This window comes from Streptomyces sp. NPDC018964 (genome assembly GCF_044390325.1).
In the GTDB taxonomy this organism is placed as follows: domain Bacteria; phylum Actinomycetota; class Actinomycetes; order Streptomycetales; family Streptomycetaceae; genus Streptomyces.
This window is the reverse complement of record NZ_JBIRYZ010000029.1, coordinates 94,476-108,558: the sequence shown is the minus strand read 5'-3', so window position 1 is coordinate 108,558 and position 14,083 is coordinate 94,476. Positions and strand designations below refer to the sequence as shown.

The 14,083-nt window shown below is 70.9% G+C and carries 14 protein-coding genes; 1 reads left to right on the top strand and 13 read right to left on the bottom strand.

All coding sequences use genetic code 11. The features are described from left to right. The 13 genes from ACH5AO_RS33000 to pyrR form a co-directional block, all read right to left on the bottom strand. A partial coding sequence (locus ACH5AO_RS33000; RefSeq protein ID WP_352332740.1) for an S-adenosylmethionine synthetase N-terminal domain-containing protein occupies positions 1–95 on the bottom strand: 95 nt, incomplete at its 3' end. 240 nt (positions 96–335) lie between these two features. Continuing rightward, on the bottom strand, positions 336–1,538 hold the full coding sequence (gene coaBC, locus ACH5AO_RS32995; protein WP_398931133.1) for a bifunctional phosphopantothenoylcysteine decarboxylase/phosphopantothenate--cysteine ligase CoaBC: 1,203 nt from the start codon (positions 1,536–1,538) through the stop codon (positions 336–338). Between the two features lie 120 nt (positions 1,539–1,658). Next, positions 1,659–1,931 (bottom strand): DNA-directed RNA polymerase subunit omega, encoded by a 273-nt coding sequence (gene rpoZ, locus ACH5AO_RS32990; protein ID WP_187823194.1) that lies wholly within the window; start codon positions 1,929–1,931, stop codon positions 1,659–1,661. Positions 1,932–1,993: 62 nt separating this feature from the next. Next, the gene (gene gmk, locus ACH5AO_RS32985) at positions 1,994–2,551 is read right to left on the bottom strand and encodes a guanylate kinase (protein ID WP_398931131.1); all 558 of its coding nucleotides are present in this window, start codon (positions 2,549–2,551) and stop codon (positions 1,994–1,996) included. 60 nt (positions 2,552–2,611) lie between these two features. After that, the gene (locus ACH5AO_RS32980; RefSeq protein WP_003977346.1) at positions 2,612–2,935 is read right to left on the bottom strand and encodes an integration host factor; all 324 of its coding nucleotides are present in this window, start codon (positions 2,933–2,935) and stop codon (positions 2,612–2,614) included. A gap of 256 nt (positions 2,936–3,191) precedes the next feature. Then, positions 3,192–4,037, bottom strand: a complete 846-nt coding sequence (gene pyrF / locus ACH5AO_RS32975) for an orotidine-5'-phosphate decarboxylase (RefSeq protein WP_398931129.1) — start codon at positions 4,035–4,037, stop codon at positions 3,192–3,194. Beyond that, positions 4,034–5,140 (bottom strand): quinone-dependent dihydroorotate dehydrogenase, encoded by a 1,107-nt coding sequence (locus ACH5AO_RS32970; RefSeq protein ID WP_398931127.1) that lies wholly within the window; start codon positions 5,138–5,140, stop codon positions 4,034–4,036. Before ACH5AO_RS32970 ends, pyrF begins: the two co-directional genes overlap by 4 nt. A gap of 55 nt (positions 5,141–5,195) precedes the next feature. Then, positions 5,196–8,504 (bottom strand): carbamoyl-phosphate synthase large subunit, encoded by a 3,309-nt coding sequence (gene carB, locus ACH5AO_RS32965; RefSeq protein WP_398931126.1) that lies wholly within the window; start codon positions 8,502–8,504, stop codon positions 5,196–5,198. After that, entirely contained in the window at positions 8,497–9,654 is a 1,158-nt protein-coding gene (gene carA, locus ACH5AO_RS32960) for a glutamine-hydrolyzing carbamoyl-phosphate synthase small subunit (protein WP_398931124.1), read from the bottom strand. The genes carB and carA overlap by 8 nt, the downstream gene beginning before the upstream one ends. Beyond that, positions 9,651–10,211, bottom strand: coding sequence for a hypothetical protein (locus ACH5AO_RS32955; protein ID WP_398931122.1), 561 nt, complete (start codon positions 10,209–10,211; stop codon positions 9,651–9,653). Before ACH5AO_RS32955 ends, carA begins: the two co-directional genes overlap by 4 nt. Then, positions 10,208–11,494, bottom strand: a complete 1,287-nt coding sequence (locus ACH5AO_RS32950) for a dihydroorotase (RefSeq protein WP_398931120.1) — start codon at positions 11,492–11,494, stop codon at positions 10,208–10,210. Before ACH5AO_RS32950 ends, ACH5AO_RS32955 begins: the two co-directional genes overlap by 4 nt. A 5-nt stretch (positions 11,495–11,499) precedes the next feature. Then, entirely contained in the window at positions 11,500–12,483 is a 984-nt protein-coding gene (locus tag ACH5AO_RS32945) for an aspartate carbamoyltransferase catalytic subunit (RefSeq protein ID WP_398931118.1), read from the bottom strand. A 104-nt stretch (positions 12,484–12,587) separates the two neighbouring features. Then, a complete protein-coding gene (pyrR, locus tag ACH5AO_RS32940; RefSeq protein ID WP_398931116.1) occupies positions 12,588–13,163 on the bottom strand; it encodes a bifunctional pyr operon transcriptional regulator/uracil phosphoribosyltransferase PyrR in 576 nt (191 codons plus the stop codon). 264 nt (positions 13,164–13,427) lie between these two features. On the opposite strand from pyrR, the gene bldD reads away from it, so the two are divergent. Next, positions 13,428–13,931 carry a transcriptional regulator BldD gene (bldD, locus tag ACH5AO_RS32935; protein WP_018570201.1) on the top strand — a complete coding sequence of 168 codons (504 nt, stop codon included), beginning with the start codon at positions 13,428–13,430 and terminating at the stop codon, positions 13,929–13,931. The last annotated feature ends 152 nt before the right edge of the window (positions 13,932–14,083 follow it).

Sequence of the window (14,083 nt, the reverse complement as noted above, 5' to 3'; positions counted from 1 at the left end):
AGGAGTGCGTCGAGAATGGTGTCGCTGATCTGGTCAGCGATCTTGTCGGGGTGACCCTCGGTCACGGACTCCGAGGTGAACAGGCGACGGGACACAACGCTCCCTGGGGTTGCAGCGGCTGCTGGCTGATCATTGGCGAACGGCGGGGGCTGCACCCGACGCCGTCCGTGGAACAGTTTATCGGTCGCGCTTCGCCACGGGTCCCCCTGTCTCGTCTCGCGAGAGCGCTGTGACCTGCGGCACGGGCATTCTGCCCATGCTCGGCGAGGTTGGCCAGAGGCGCCACGCCCCGAACGAGCCGGGTTTCGGGGAACCGCGGACGAAGAATGAACCACTCATCCGAGGCGCTCGGCCACCAGGTCCCACACTGTTTCGGCCAGGGCTTCCTTCGGGCCGTGCGCGACGGGGGTCTCGCTGCCGTCGGCACCCAGCACCACGGCCTCGTTCTCCTCGGAGCCGAAGGTCTTGCGCTCCCCCACCTCGTTCACCACCAGCAGGTCGCAGCCCTTGCGCTTCAGCTTGGCGCGGCCGTTGGCGAGCACGTCGTCGGTCTCGGCGGCGAAGCCGACGATCACCTGTCCGGCGCGCACCCGGTCGCCGGAGATCTCGGCGAGGATGTCCGGATTCCGTACCAGGGTGATGGGCTCGGGCTCCTGGTCGTCCTTCTTCTTGATCTTGCCGGTGGCGTAGGCGGCCGGCCGGAAGTCGGCGACGGCCGCGGCCATGACCACGGCGTCCGCGTCGGCGGCGGCGCCGAGGACGGCCTCGCGCAGTTCCATCGCGGTCCCGACCCGGACGAGGTCCACGCCCGCCGGGTCGGGCAGGGTGGCGTTGGCGGCGATCAGCGTGACGCGGGCGCCGCGGGCGGCGGCGGTGCGGGCGAGGGCGTAGCCCTGCTTGCCGGAGGAGCGGTTGCCGAGGAAGCGGACGGGGTCGAGGGGCTCGCGGGTGCCTCCGGCGCTGACGACGACGTGCCGGCCCTCGAGGTCGGGCCCGGTGACGCCGCGGGCCAGCACCCGGCGGCAGACCTCGAAGATCTCGCCCGGGTCGGGCAGCCGGCCCTTGCCGGTGTCGACGCCGGTGAGGCGGCCGACGGCCGGTTCGATCACGACGGCGCCGCGGCGGCGCAGGGTGGCCACGTTCTCCCGGGTGGCCGGGTGCTCCCACATCTCGGTGTGCATGGCGGGGGCGAAGACGACCGGGCAGCGGGCGGTGAGCAGGGTGTTGGTGAGGAGGTCGTCGGCCAGGCCGTGGGCCGCCCTGGCGAGCGTGTCGGCGGTGGCGGGGGCGACGACCACCAGGTCGGCGTGCTGTCCGATGCGGACGTGCGGCACCTCGTGGACGTCGTCCCAGACCTCGGTGGAGACCGGGTTCCCGGAGAGCGCGGACCAGGTGGCGGCGCCGACGAAGTGCAGTGCGGAGGCGGTGGGGACGACCCGTACGTCGTGTCCCGACTCCGTCAGCCGCCTGAGCAGCTCACAGGCCTTGTACGCGGCGATGCCACCGCTGACCCCCAGAACGACCTTCGGCTTGTCCACCGTCTCTCCCCGGACCTCGGAAATGTGCGACCACCCCCATGAGACACCACAGGCCCGGCAACGTGCTGCCGGGCCTGTGGAAAAGTCAGCTGCGATCAGCTGATACGACGTACCGACCGATTACTGAACGGGGCCTTCGACGGCCTCGGAGGTCAGCAGTCCCGCGTTGATCTCGCGCAGGGCGATCGAGAGCGGCTTCTCGTGGACGTGGGTGTCGACGAGGGGACCGACGTACTCGAGCAGGCCCTCGCCGAGCTGCGAGTAGTACGCGTTGATCTGGCGGGCCCGCTTGGCCGCGTAGATCACGAGGCTGTACTTCGAGTCCGTGGCCTCGAGGAGCTCGTCGATCGGCGGGTTGATGATGCCCTCGGGCGCGGAGATGGAAGAGGACACGCTCTACCTTCCGATGGATGGGAAAGATTCAGTCGGCGCGACCGGTGAACGATTGCTCACGATCACACGACGTTCATCAAGGCTAGCAGCTCGCGGGCCACGTCCTCGACGGAGGTGTTGACCAGGGTGGTGTCGAACTCCGGCTCGGCTGCCAGTTCGGTCTTCGCGGCCTCCAGCCGGCGCTCGATGACCTCGGGCGACTCGGTGCCCCGGCCCGTGAGCCTGCGCACGAGCTCCTCCCAGGAGGGAGGGGCCAGGAACACCGACCGGGCCTCGGCCATGGACTCGCGGACCTGCCGCGCGCCCTGGAGGTCGATCTCCAGCAGCACCGGCACGCCCGCCTCCAGGTGCTCCAGCACCGCCGCGCGGGGGGTGCCGTAGCGGTTGCCAGCGAACTCGGCCCACTCCAGCAGCTCGCCGTTGGCGATCAGCTTGTCCATCTCCTCGTCGGTGACGAAGAAGTAGTGGACTCCGTGCTGCTCCCCGGGACGGGGCGCCCGGGTCGTCGCCGACACCGAGAGCCAGACCTCGGGGTGTTCCTTGCGCATATGGGCGACGACCGTGCTCTTGCCGACCCCGGAGGGGCCGGAGAGCACGGTCAGCCGCGGACGTTCAGTCATGCAGCGATTATTCCAGCAATCACGGGGTGTCCGGGACGTCGGTCCCGGACTGGCCCGTGCTCAGGAACCGGTGCTGCCGAACTCTCGCTCCAGGGAGGCGATCTGGTTGGAACCGAGACCACGCACGCGGCGGCTCTCGGAGATGCCCAGTCGCTCCATGATCTGCTTGGCGCGGACCTTGCCCACGCCCGGCAGGGACTCCAGCAGGGCGGAGACCTTCATCTTGCCGATGACGTCGTTCTCCTGGCCCTGCTTGATGACCTCGTGAAGGGAGGCGCCGGAGTGCTTGAGTCGATTCTTGACCTCGGCCCGCTCCCGGCGAGCCGCGGCGGCCTTTTCGAGCGCGGCTGCGCGCTGTTCAGGGGTAAGGGGCGGAAGAGCCACGCCTACGTCACCTCGGATGTCGAACTGTCGGATACGGACCGGTGAGGAACCTAGTCGCCCCACACCTGAGGAGTCACGAACGACACCGTCGTCCGTTCACTCTCCGTCGGAGACTAGCGGCCAACTCCGCCGGAGTCAGCGAGAACTGCGGAAAAGTCCTGGTCAGCCTCTGCCAGGCCGGACATTTAAGACATAATCCCCCGGATTTGAGGATGTATCCAGAGTCCGGCGACCACGGATTCCCCCGTCCGCCGCTTCAGGCCCGCGTCACGGCGGTCCCGATCTCCTCCGCGAAACGCTCCGCGGCGTCACGCAGAGCGACCACGTCGGGACCGTGGCGCAACACTCCCCGGCTGACGTTCGGCACCACGTTGCGCACCGCGCGGCCGAAGACCGCCGGGAGATCGGCCGCCGTGGCCCCCTGCGCGCCGATACCGGGCGCGAGGATCGGCCCGCCCATGTCCAGGTCGTACGAGGAGAGGTCGCCGAGCGTCGCGCCGACCACCGCGCCGAAGGACCCGAGCGGCTCCTCGCCCGCGTTCTCGACGGCCAGGTGCCCGAGCACGGTCGCCCCGACGGTGCGCCCGTCGGCGCGGATCGCGTGCTGGACCTCGCCGCCCTCCGGGTTGGACGTCAGCGCCAGCACGAACAGCCCGGTGCCGGTCTCGCGGGCCAGCGCGACGGCCGGGCTGAGCGAGCCGTAACCGAGGTACGGCGAGACGGTGAGCGCGTCGGAGAACAGGGGCGCGTCCTCGTGCAGGAAGGACTCGGCGTAGGCGGCCATGGTGGAGCCGATGTCGCCGCGCTTGGCGTCCATGACGACCAGCGCCCCGGCCGCCCGCGCCTCCCGGACCGTCTCCTCCAGGACGGCGACGCCGCGCGAGCCGAAGCGCTCGAAGAAGGCGCTCTGCGGCTTGAGCACGGCGACGCGGTCGGCGACCGCCTCGACGACCGTGCGGCTGAACCGCTCCAGGCCCGTGACGTCGTCGTTCAGGCCCCACTCGGCGAGCAGGGAGGCGTGCGGGTCGATGCCCACGCACAGCGGGCCCCGCTCGTCCATCGCGCGGCGCAGCCGCGCGCCGAAGGGTTCCGGACCGGTCATGCCGTCGTCCTCACGTCGGCGCCCACCGCGTCGGCGAGCGTGGCGTACGGGCTGGTGCGCAGCCGCGCGGCGAGCCCCTTGTGCATGGCGCGGCCCCAGAAGGGGCCCTCGTAGATGAAGGCGCTGTACCCCTGGACCAGCGTGGCACCGGCCAGGATGCGCTGCCAGGCGTCCTCGGCGTTCTCGACGCCGCCGACGCCGACCAGGGTGATCCGGTCGCCCACGCGCGCGTAGAGGCGGCGCAGCACCTCCAGGGAGCGTGCCTTGAGGGGGGCGCCGGAGAGGCCGCCGGTCTCCTGGACGAGGGCGGGCGAGGACGTCAGGCCGAGGCTCTCGCGGGCGATGGTGGTGTTGGTGGCGATGATGCCGTCCAGGCCGAGTTCCACGGCGAGGTCGGCGACCGCGTCGACGTCCTCGTCGGCGAGGTCGGGGGCGATCTTCACCAGCAGCGGCACCCGGCGGGCGGGCACCGTGCGGTCGGCGGCCTCCCGGACGGCGGCGAGCAGCGGGCGCAGGTGGTCCACGGCCTGCAGATCGCGCAGCCCCGGCGTGTTCGGGGAGGAGACGTTGACGACCAGGTAGTCGGCGTAGGGCGCCAGCCGCTCGGCGGACTTCACGTAGTCGGCGACAGCCTCGTCCTCGGGGACGGCCTTGGTCTTGCCGATGTTGACGCCGACGACCGTCCTGAAGACGGGCGTACGGGAGGCCAGGCGGGCCGCGACGGCCAGCGAACCCTCGTTGTTGAAGCCCATGCGGTTGATCAGGGCCCGGTCGGCGACCAGGCGGAACAGCCGCTTCCTGGGGTTGCCGGGCTGCGGCTCCCCGGTCACCGTGCCGATCTCGACGTGGTCGAAGCCGAGCATCGCCAGGCCGTCGATGCCGACGGCGTTCTTGTCGAAGCCGGCGGCGAGGCCGAAGGGGCTGTGCAGACGCAGCCCGAGGGCCTCGGTGCGCAGTTCCTCGTGGCGGGGGGCGAGCACGGCGGCGACGAAGGTCCGCAGCACGGGGACGCGCGCGACCAGGCGGATCCAGCGGAAGGCCAGGTGGTGGGCCTGCTCGGGGTCCATCCGCCGGAAGAGCAGGGTGAAGAGAATCTTGTACATGGTGTCCTCATGGAGAGGGGGACACCGTTTCCGGTGTCCCCCCTGCGGGCTGCTGCTAGTCGCGGGCCGCGGTCAGGTGCTCCGCGTGTTCCTGCAGTGAGCGGACGCCCACGTCGCCGCGGTTGAGCGCGTCGATGCCCTGGACGGCGGCGGCGAGCGCCTGGACCGTCGTCAGGCAGGGCACGGACCGCGCCACGGCGGCCGTACGGATCTCGTAGCCGTCGAGGCGGCCGCCGGTGCCGTACGGGGTGTTGACGATGAGGTCGACCTCGCCGTCGTGGATGAGCTGGACGACGGTCTTCTCGCCGTTCGGGCCGGGGCCCTCGGACTGCTTGCGCACGACCGTGGCGGTGATGCCGTTGCGCCGGAGCACCTCGGCGGTGCCGGAGGTGGCCATCAGCTCGAAGCCGTGCGCCACCAGCTCCCGCGCGGGGAAGATCATCGAGCGCTTGTCGCGGTTGGCGACCGAGATGAACGCCCGTCCCTTGGTCGGCAGCGGGCCGTAGGCGCCCGCCTGCGACTTGGCGTACGCCGTGCCGAAGACGGAGTCGATGCCCATGACCTCGCCGGTGGAGCGCATCTCCGGGCCGAGGACGGTGTCGACGCCGCGGCCGTGGATGTCCCGGAAGCGGGACCACGGCATCACGGCCTCCTTGACGGAGATCGGCGCGTCCAGCGGCAGCTCGCCGCCGTCGCCGTTCGCCGGGAGCAGGCCCTCGGCGCGCAGCTCGGCGACGGTGGCGCCCAGCGAGATCCGCGCGGCGGCCTTCGCCAGCGGCACCGCGGTCGCCTTCGAGGTGAAGGGGACGGTGCGCGAGGCGCGCGGGTTGGCCTCCAGGACGTACAGGATGTCCCCGGCCAGCGCGAACTGGATGTTGATCAGACCGCGCACACCGACACCGCGCGCGATGGCCTCCGTGGAGGCGCGCAGCCGCTTGACGTCGAAGCCGCCGAGGGTGATCGGGGGCAGGGCGCACGCCGAGTCGCCGGAGTGGATGCCGGCCTCCTCGATGTGCTCCATGACGCCGCCGAGGTAGAGCTCCTCGCCGTCGTACAGGGCGTCCACGTCGATCTCTATGGCGTCGTCGAGGAAGCGGTCGACGAGGACCGGCCGGGAGGGGCTGATCTCGGTCGACTCGGCGATGTACGACTCCAGCCGGGTCTCGTCGTAGACGATCTCCATGCCGCGGCCGCCGAGCACGTAGGACGGGCGGACGAGGACCGGGTAGCCGATCTCGTCGGCGATGGCCTTGGCCTCGGCGAAGGTGGTGGCGGTGCCGTGCTTGGGGGCCGGCAGTCCGGCCTCCGCCAGGACCCGGCCGAAGGCGCCGCGGTCCTCGGCGGCGTGGATGGCCTCCGGGGAGGTGCCGACGATCGGCACGCCGTTGTCCTTCAGCGCCTGCGACAGGCCGAGCGGGGTCTGGCCGCCGAGCTGGACGATCACGCCCGCGACCGGTCCGGCCTGCTGCTCGGCGTGGACGATCTCCAGGACGTCCTCCAGGGTGAGCGGCTCGAAGTAGAGCCGGTCGGAGGTGTCGTAGTCGGTGGAGACGGTCTCCGGGTTGCAGTTGACCATCACGGTCTCGTAGCCGGCGCCGGACAGCGCGAAGGAGGCGTGGACGCAGGAGTAGTCGAACTCGATGCCCTGGCCGATGCGGTTCGGGCCGGAGCCCAGGATGATCACCGCGGGCTTCTCGCGGGGCGCGACCTCGGTCTCCTCGTCGTAGGAGGAGTAGAAGTACGGCGTCCGCGCGGCGAACTCGGCGGCGCAGGTGTCGACCGTCTTGTAGACCGGGCGGATGCCGAGCGCGTGGCGGACCTCGCGGACGACGTCCTCGCGCAGACCGCGGATCTCACCGATCTGCTGGTCGGAGAAGCCGTGCCGCTTGGCCTCGGCGAGCAGCTCGCTCGTGAGCTCGGAGGCGGCGGCCAGCTCGTCGGCGGTCTCCTTGATGAGGAAGAGCTGGTCGACGAACCAGGGGTCGATCTTCGTGTGCGCGAAGACCTCCTCCGGCGTGGCGCCCGCGCGGATCGCCTGCATGACGGCGTTGATCCGGCCGTCGGTCGGGCGGACCGCCTCGCGCAGCAGCTCGTCCTTGTCGCCGGGCTCGCCGACGAAGGTGAACTGGCTGCCCTTCTTCTCCAGGGAGCGCAGCGCCTTCTGGAAGGCCTCGGTGAAGTTGCGGCCGATGGCCATGGCCTCGCCGACCGACTTCATGGTGGTGGTGAGGGTGGAGTCCGCGCTCGGGAACTTCTCGAAGGCGAACCGGGGGGCCTTCACGACGACGTAGTCGAGCGTCGGCTCGAAGGAGGCCGGGGTCTCCTGGGTGATGTCGTTGGGGATCTCGTCGAGGGTGTAGCCGACGGCGAGCTTGGCGGCGATCTTGGCGATGGGGAAACCGGTCGCCTTGGAGGCCAGGGCGGAGGAACGCGACACGCGCGGGTTCATCTCGATGACGATGACGCGGCCGTCGACCGGGTTCACCGCGAACTGGATGTTGCAGCCGCCGGTGTCGACGCCGACCTCGCGGATGATCGCGATGCCGACGTCGCGCAGGGTCTGGTACTCGCGGTCGGTGAGCGTCATCGCGGGCGCGACGGTGATCGAGTCGCCGGTGTGCACGCCCATGGGGTCGAAGTTCTCGATGGAGCAGACGACCACGACGTTGTCGTTCTTGTCGCGCATCAGCTCCAGCTCGTACTCCTTCCAGCCGAGGATGGACTCCTCCAGGAGCACCTCGGTGGTCGGCGAGAGGGTGAGGCCCTGCCCGGCGATGCGGCGCAGCTCCTCCTCGTCGTGGGCGAAGCCGGAGCCGGCGCCGCCCATGGTGAAGGAGGGGCGCACGACGACCGGGTAACCGCCGAGCGTGTCGACGCCGGCGAGGACGTCGTCCATGGAGTGGCAGATGACCGAGCGGGCGGACTCGCCGTGTCCGGTCTTCTTGCGGACCTCCTCGACGACCTCCTTGAACAGGTCGCGGTCCTCGCCCTTGTTGATGGCCTCGACGTTGGCGCCGATCAGTTCGACGCCGTACTTCTCCAGGACGCCGTTGTCGTGCAGCGAGATGGCGGTGTTGAGGGCCGTCTGGCCGCCCAGGGTGGGCAGCAGCGCGTCGGGCCGCTCCTTGGCGATGATCTTCTCGACGAACTCGGGGGTGATCGGCTCGACGTAGGTGGCGTCGGCGATCTCCGGGTCGGTCATGATCGTCGCCGGGTTGGAGTTGACGAGGATCACGCGCAGACCCTCGGACTTCAGCACGCGGCACGCCTGGGTGCCGGAGTAGTCGAACTCGGCGGCCTGGCCGATGACGATCGGGCCGGAGCCGATGACCAGGACGGACTGGATATCGGTGCGCTTAGGCACGCTGGCCCTCCATCGGGACTGTGCTCATCAAAGACGTGAAGCGGTCGAACAGGTAGGCGGCGTCGTGCGGGCCCGCTGCCGCTTCGGGGTGGTACTGGACGCTGAAGGCCGGGCGGTCGAGCAGCCGGAGGCCCTCCACCACGTTGTCGTTCAGGCAGACGTGGGACACCTCGGCGCGGCCGAACGGGGTCTCGGAGACCTCGTCCAGCGGGGCGTCGACGGCGAAGCCGTGGTTGTGCGCGGTGACCTCGACCTTGCCGGTCGTACGGTCCTGCACCGGCTGGTTGATGCCGCGGTGGCCGTACTTCAGCTTGTAGGTGCCGAAGCCGAGGGCGCGGCCCAGGATCTGGTTGCCGAAGCAGATGCCGAAGAGCGGGGTGCCGCGCTCCAGGACCGCCCGCATCAGGGCGACCGGATGGTCGGCGGTGGCGGGGTCGCCGGGGCCGTTGGAGAAGAACACGCCGTCCGGGTTCACGGCGTAGACGTCGTCCACGGTCGCGGTGGCCGGCAGGACGTGCACCTCGATGCCGCGCTCGGCCATGCGCTGCGGGGTCATGCCCTTGATGCCGAGGTCGACGGCGGCGACCGTGAACTTCTTGTCGCCGATCGCGGGGACGACGTACGGCTCGGTGGTGGCGACCTCGGCGGACAGGTCGGCGCCCTTCATCTGCGGCGCCTCCTGGACGCGGGCCAGCAGCGCCGCGTCGTCGCGCACGGCGTCGCCGCTGAAGATGCCGACGCGCATGGCGCCGCGCTCGCGCAGGTGGCGGGTGAGCGCGCGGGTGTCGATGCCGCTGATGCCGACGACGCCCTGCGCGGCGAGCTCCTCGTCCAGCGAGCGCCGGGAGCGCCAGTTGGAGGGCGTGCGCGCGGGGTCGCGCACGACGTAGCCGGAGACCCAGATCCGCTTCGACTCGGCGTCCTCGTCGTTGACGCCGGTGTTGCCGACGTGCGGGGCGGTCATCACCACGACCTGGCGGTGGTACGACGGGTCGGTGAGAGTCTCCTGGTAGCCGGTCATGCCGGTGGAGAACACCGCTTCGCCGAAGGTCTCCCCCACCGCCCCGTAGGCACGGCCGCGGAAGATCCGGCCGTCCTCCAGGACGAGTACGGCGGGAACCTTGTTGGTTCCCCTGGTGGAGGTTGTCATCGTGCGCCTTCCGTCTTGTTGATCATCTGGTTCAGGGCCTCGGCCCATGCGTGGTGCTCGGCCGCGTGGTCGGAGCGGAAGCCGGAGTCGATCTGCCGCTCGCCGTGCGCCCAGGTCACGATCAGCAGGCCGCCCTCGGTGAGGACCTTGCCGGCGATGCCCTTGTCGAGCCGGGCTCCGCGCAGCGCGTGGGCCGGGACGAAGAAGTCGTTCGCCCCGGGGCGTACGACGTCCAGTCCGGCGTCCGTCAGCGTGAGCTCGGCCCGGCTGCGGGTGCCCAGGCCGTGCGCCACGATGCGGTCGAGCCACTGACCGGCGGTGGTGGAGCCGTGGTAGCGGCCGCTCATCGTCAGTCTCGCCGGGCCGGGGTCGTCCGGCACGGTGGGCAGCTCCGGCAGGTCGCCCTGGAGGGTGCCGCGCCACTTCCAGCCCTCGCGCATCAGCCAGTAGACGAGCGCCACGAAGAGGGCGAGTCCGACGACCCAGCCGATCCGGGCGGCCCAGTCGGTCACTTCCGCCGATTCCTTCCCGGCGGCCAGCAGGAGTACAGGTGTCACGTGAGCTTCCCGTCGACGAGCGTGGCCTTGCCCCGGAGCCAGGTGTGCGTGACACGGCCCGGCAGCTCGCGGCCCTCGTACGGGGTGTTGCGGCTGCGCGAGGCGAAGCCCGCGGGGTCCACAGGGCCACGGTATGCCGTGTCGACGAGGGTGAGGTTGGCGGGCTCACCTGCCGAGACGGGACGGCCGTGGCCCGCGGCCCGTCCGATGCGCGCGGGCGTGAAGGACATGCGGTCGGCGACGCCGGCCCAGTCCAGCAGGCCCGTGTCGACCATGGTCTCCTGCACCACCGACAGCGCGGTCTCCAGGCCGACCATGCCCATGGCGGCGGCGGCCCACTCGCAGTCCTTGTCCTCGTGCGGGTGCGGGGCGTGGTCGGTGGCGACGATGTCGATGGTGCCGTCGGCGAGCGCCTCGCGCAGGGCCGTCACGTCGCGCTCGGTGCGCAGCGGCGGGTTGACCTTGTAGACCGGGTCGTACGAGCGGACCAGCTCGTCGGTGAGGAGGAGGTGGTGCGGGGTGACCTCGGCGGTGACGTGGATGCCGCGGGACTTGGCCCAGCGGACGATCTCGACGCTGCCCGCCGTCGACAGGTGGCAGATGTGGACGCGGGAGCCGACGTGCTCGGCGAGCAGCACGTCCCGCGCGATGATCGACTCCTCGGCGACCGCCGGCCAGCCGCCGAGCCCCAGCTCGGCGGAGACGACGCCCTCGTTCATCTGGGCACCCTCGGTCAGCCGCGGCTCCTGGGCGTGCTGGGCGACGACGCCGCCGAAGGCCTTCACGTACTCCAGGGCGCGGCGCATGATCACGGCGTCGTGGACGCACTTGCCGTCGTCGGAGAAGACGGTGACGCCGGCCGCGGACTCGTGCATGGCGCCCAGCTCGGCGAGCTTCTGTCCCTCCAGGCCGACGGTGACGGCGCCGATGGGCTGCACGTCGCAGTAGCCGGACTCCTGCCCGAGCCGCCAGACCTGCTCGACGACGCCGGCGGTGTCGGCGACGGGGAAGGTGTTGGCCATGGCGAAGACGCTGGTGTAGCCGCCGCTCGCCGCCGCGCGGGTGCCGGTCAGGACGGTCTCGGAGTCCTCGCGGCCGGGCTCACGGAGGTGGGTGTGCAGGTCGACCAGGCCCGGCAGGAGCACCTTGCCGCCGGCCTCGACGACCTCGGCGCCGTCGGCGGACAGGCCGGTGCCGACCCGGGTGATCGTCTCGCCGTCGATCAGGACGTCCTGCGGCTCGCCGCCGAGCACCTTCGCACCGCGGATCAGGATCTTGCTCATCGTTCTTACTTCTCCTCGGTGGTGGTACGGGCGGGGGCGACGGCGGGTTCGTTGCCGCCCAGCAGCAGGTAGAGGACGGCCATCCGGATGGAGACCCCGTTGGTGACCTGCTCGATCACGGTGCAGCGGTCGGAGTCCGCGACCTCGGCGGTGATCTCCATGCCGCGGACCATCGGGCCGGGGTGCATCACGATGGCGTGCTCGGGCATCCGCGCCATGCGGTCGCCGTCGAGGCCGTAGCGGCGCGAGTACTCCCGCTCGGTGGGGAAGAACGCGGCGTTCATCCGCTCGCGCTGGACGCGCAGCATCATCACCGCGTCGGACTTGGTCAGCGTCGAGTCGAGGTCGTACGACACCTCGCAGGGCCAGGTGTCGACGCCGACCGGCAGCAGGGTCGGCGGGGCGACGAGGGTGACCTCGGCGCCGAGGGTGTGCAGCAGGTCGACGTTGGAGCGGGCGACCCTGCTGTGCAGGACGTCACCGACGATGGTGATGCGCCGACCGGAGAGGTCCTGCCCGAGCCCGGCGTCCCGGCCGACCAGCCGGCGCCGCATGGTGAAGGCGTCGAGGAGGGCCTGGGTGGGGTGCTGGTGGGTGCCGTCGCCCGCGTTGATGACGGCGGCGTCGATCCAGCCGGAGGTGGCGAGGCGGTACGGGGCACCGGAGGCGCCGTGCCGGATGACCACGGCGTCGACGCCCATGGCCTCCAGGGTCTGGGCGGTGTCCTTCAGGGACTCGCCCTTGGAGACGCTGGAGCCCTTGGCGGTGAAGTTGATGACGTCCGCGGAGAGCCGCTTCTCGGCGGCCTCGAAGGAGATCCGGGTGCGGGTGGAGTCCTCGAAGAAGAGGTTCACGACGGTCCGGCCGCGCAGGGTCGGGAGTTTCTTGATCGGCCGGTCGGCGACCCGGGCCATCTCCTCGGCGGTGTCGAGGATCAGGACGGCGTCGTCGCGGGTGAGGTCGGCGGCCGAGATGAGATGACGCTGCATCTGTCAGGCTCCGTAAGGCAGTTCAATGAGGCGAAATCAGGGCAGACGGGTACGCGCGTGGGCGTGCCGGGCCGACGCACGCCGTCGGCGTGCGCCCCGCGGTGCTACTGGGCGGTCTGCTTGGCGCCGAGCAGCACGGTGTCGCGACCGTCCTCCTCGGCGAGCAGGACCTTGACCGTCTCCCGCAGCGACGTGGGGAGGTTCTTGCCGACGTAGTCGGCGCGGATGGGCAGTTCGCGGTGGCCGCGGTCGACGAGGACGGCGAGCTGCACCGCGCGGGGGCGCCCGATGTCGTTCAGCGCGTCGAGGGCGGCGCGGATGGTGCGGCCGGAGAAGAGCACGTCGTCGACAAGGACGACCAGCCGGCCGTCGATGCCGTCACCGGGGATCTCGGTGCGGGCCAGCGCACGCGGCGGGTGCATGCGCAGGTCGTCGCGGTACATGGTGATGTCCAGCGAGCCGACCGGTACCTTGCGCTCGGTGATCTGCTCGAGCTTGGCGGCGAGCCGCTGGGCGAGGAAGACGCCTCGGGTCGGGATGCCGAGGAGCACCACGTCGTCGGCGCCCTTGGCGCGTTCGACGATCTCGTGGGCGATGCGGGTCAGTACCCGCGCGATGTCGGGGCCTTCGAGAACGGGCCGCGCATCGGACCGCGGTTCCTGCGTGTCCTGCTTGTCCATGTGAAACGGACCTCCTTCTCCGCCTCACGGGACGGACCTTAAAGGACGTCGGATTGCGTCACTCAGGCTATCAGGCCGGAATGCGCACGGAACGACACCCCCGATCACCCCAATGGCGTAGCCGATCCTCGCTACCACGGAAGAGTCGGTGTGGACCATTCGGCTTGACGCACGAGAGTAACGCTGCGTAACCTCACAGTGAGTTACCAGCCGCGCGGCATGGAAACCAGCCAGAGTCGCGTCGACACAGTGCCGGGGAGCTATATGTCCAGCGAATACGCCAAACAGCTCGGGGCCAAGCTCCGGGCGATCCGCACCCAGCAGGGCCTTTCCCTCCACGGTGTCGAGGAGAAGTCCCAGGGCCGTTGGAAGGCGGTCGTGGTCGGTTCGTACGAGCGCGGCGACCGCGCCGTGACCGTGCAGCGCCTCGCGGAGCTGGCGGACTTCTACGGAGTTCCGGTGCAGGAGCTGCTGCCGGGTACCACCCCGGGCGGAGCCGCCGAGCCGCCGCCGAAGCTGGTCCTGGACCTGGAGCGGCTGGCCACGGTGCCGGCCGAGAAGGCGGGCCCGCTGCAGCGCTACGCGGCGACGATCCAGTCGCAGCGCGGTGACTACAACGGCAAGGTGCTCTCGATCCGGCAGGACGACCTGCGCACCCTCGCCGTCATCTACGACCAGTCGCCGTCGGTCCTCACCGAGCAGCTGATCAGCTGGGGTGTCCTGGACGCGGACGCGCGCCGCGCGGTGGCCTCCCACGAGGAGGCGTAACCGCTCCGCGGGGACGCAGAAACGTGGCGCCCGGGGGGGGGGGGCCCAGGGGGGGGGGGGCCCCCCCCCCGCCCGGGGGGGGGGGGGGGGTTAGCCCGGGGGGGCGCCCCCCCCCCGGGGCGGGGGCCAGGGCGCCCAACCCCCCGCGGGGC

Coding starts and splice junctions, on each gene's coding strand:
- ACH5AO_RS32950 (WP_398931120.1), bottom strand. CDS start 11,494: ATGAGCAAGATCCTGATCCGCGGTGCGAAGGTGCTCGGCGGCGAGCCG.
- bldD (WP_018570201.1), top strand. CDS start 13,428: ATGTCCAGCGAATACGCCAAACAGCTCGGGGCCAAGCTCCGGGCGATC.
- pyrF (WP_398931129.1), bottom strand. CDS start 4,037: ATGACCGGTCCGGAACCCTTCGGCGCGCGGCTGCGCCGCGCGATGGAC.
- ACH5AO_RS32945 (WP_398931118.1), bottom strand. CDS start 12,483: ATGCAGCGTCATCTCATCTCGGCCGCCGACCTCACCCGCGACGACGCC.
- pyrR (WP_398931116.1), bottom strand. CDS start 13,163: ATGGACAAGCAGGACACGCAGGAACCGCGGTCCGATGCGCGGCCCGTT.
- ACH5AO_RS32970 (WP_398931127.1), bottom strand. CDS start 5,140: ATGTACAAGATTCTCTTCACCCTGCTCTTCCGGCGGATGGACCCCGAG.
- gmk (WP_398931131.1), bottom strand. CDS start 2,551: ATGACTGAACGTCCGCGGCTGACCGTGCTCTCCGGCCCCTCCGGGGTC.
- carA (WP_398931124.1), bottom strand. CDS start 9,654: ATGACAACCTCCACCAGGGGAACCAACAAGGTTCCCGCCGTACTCGTC.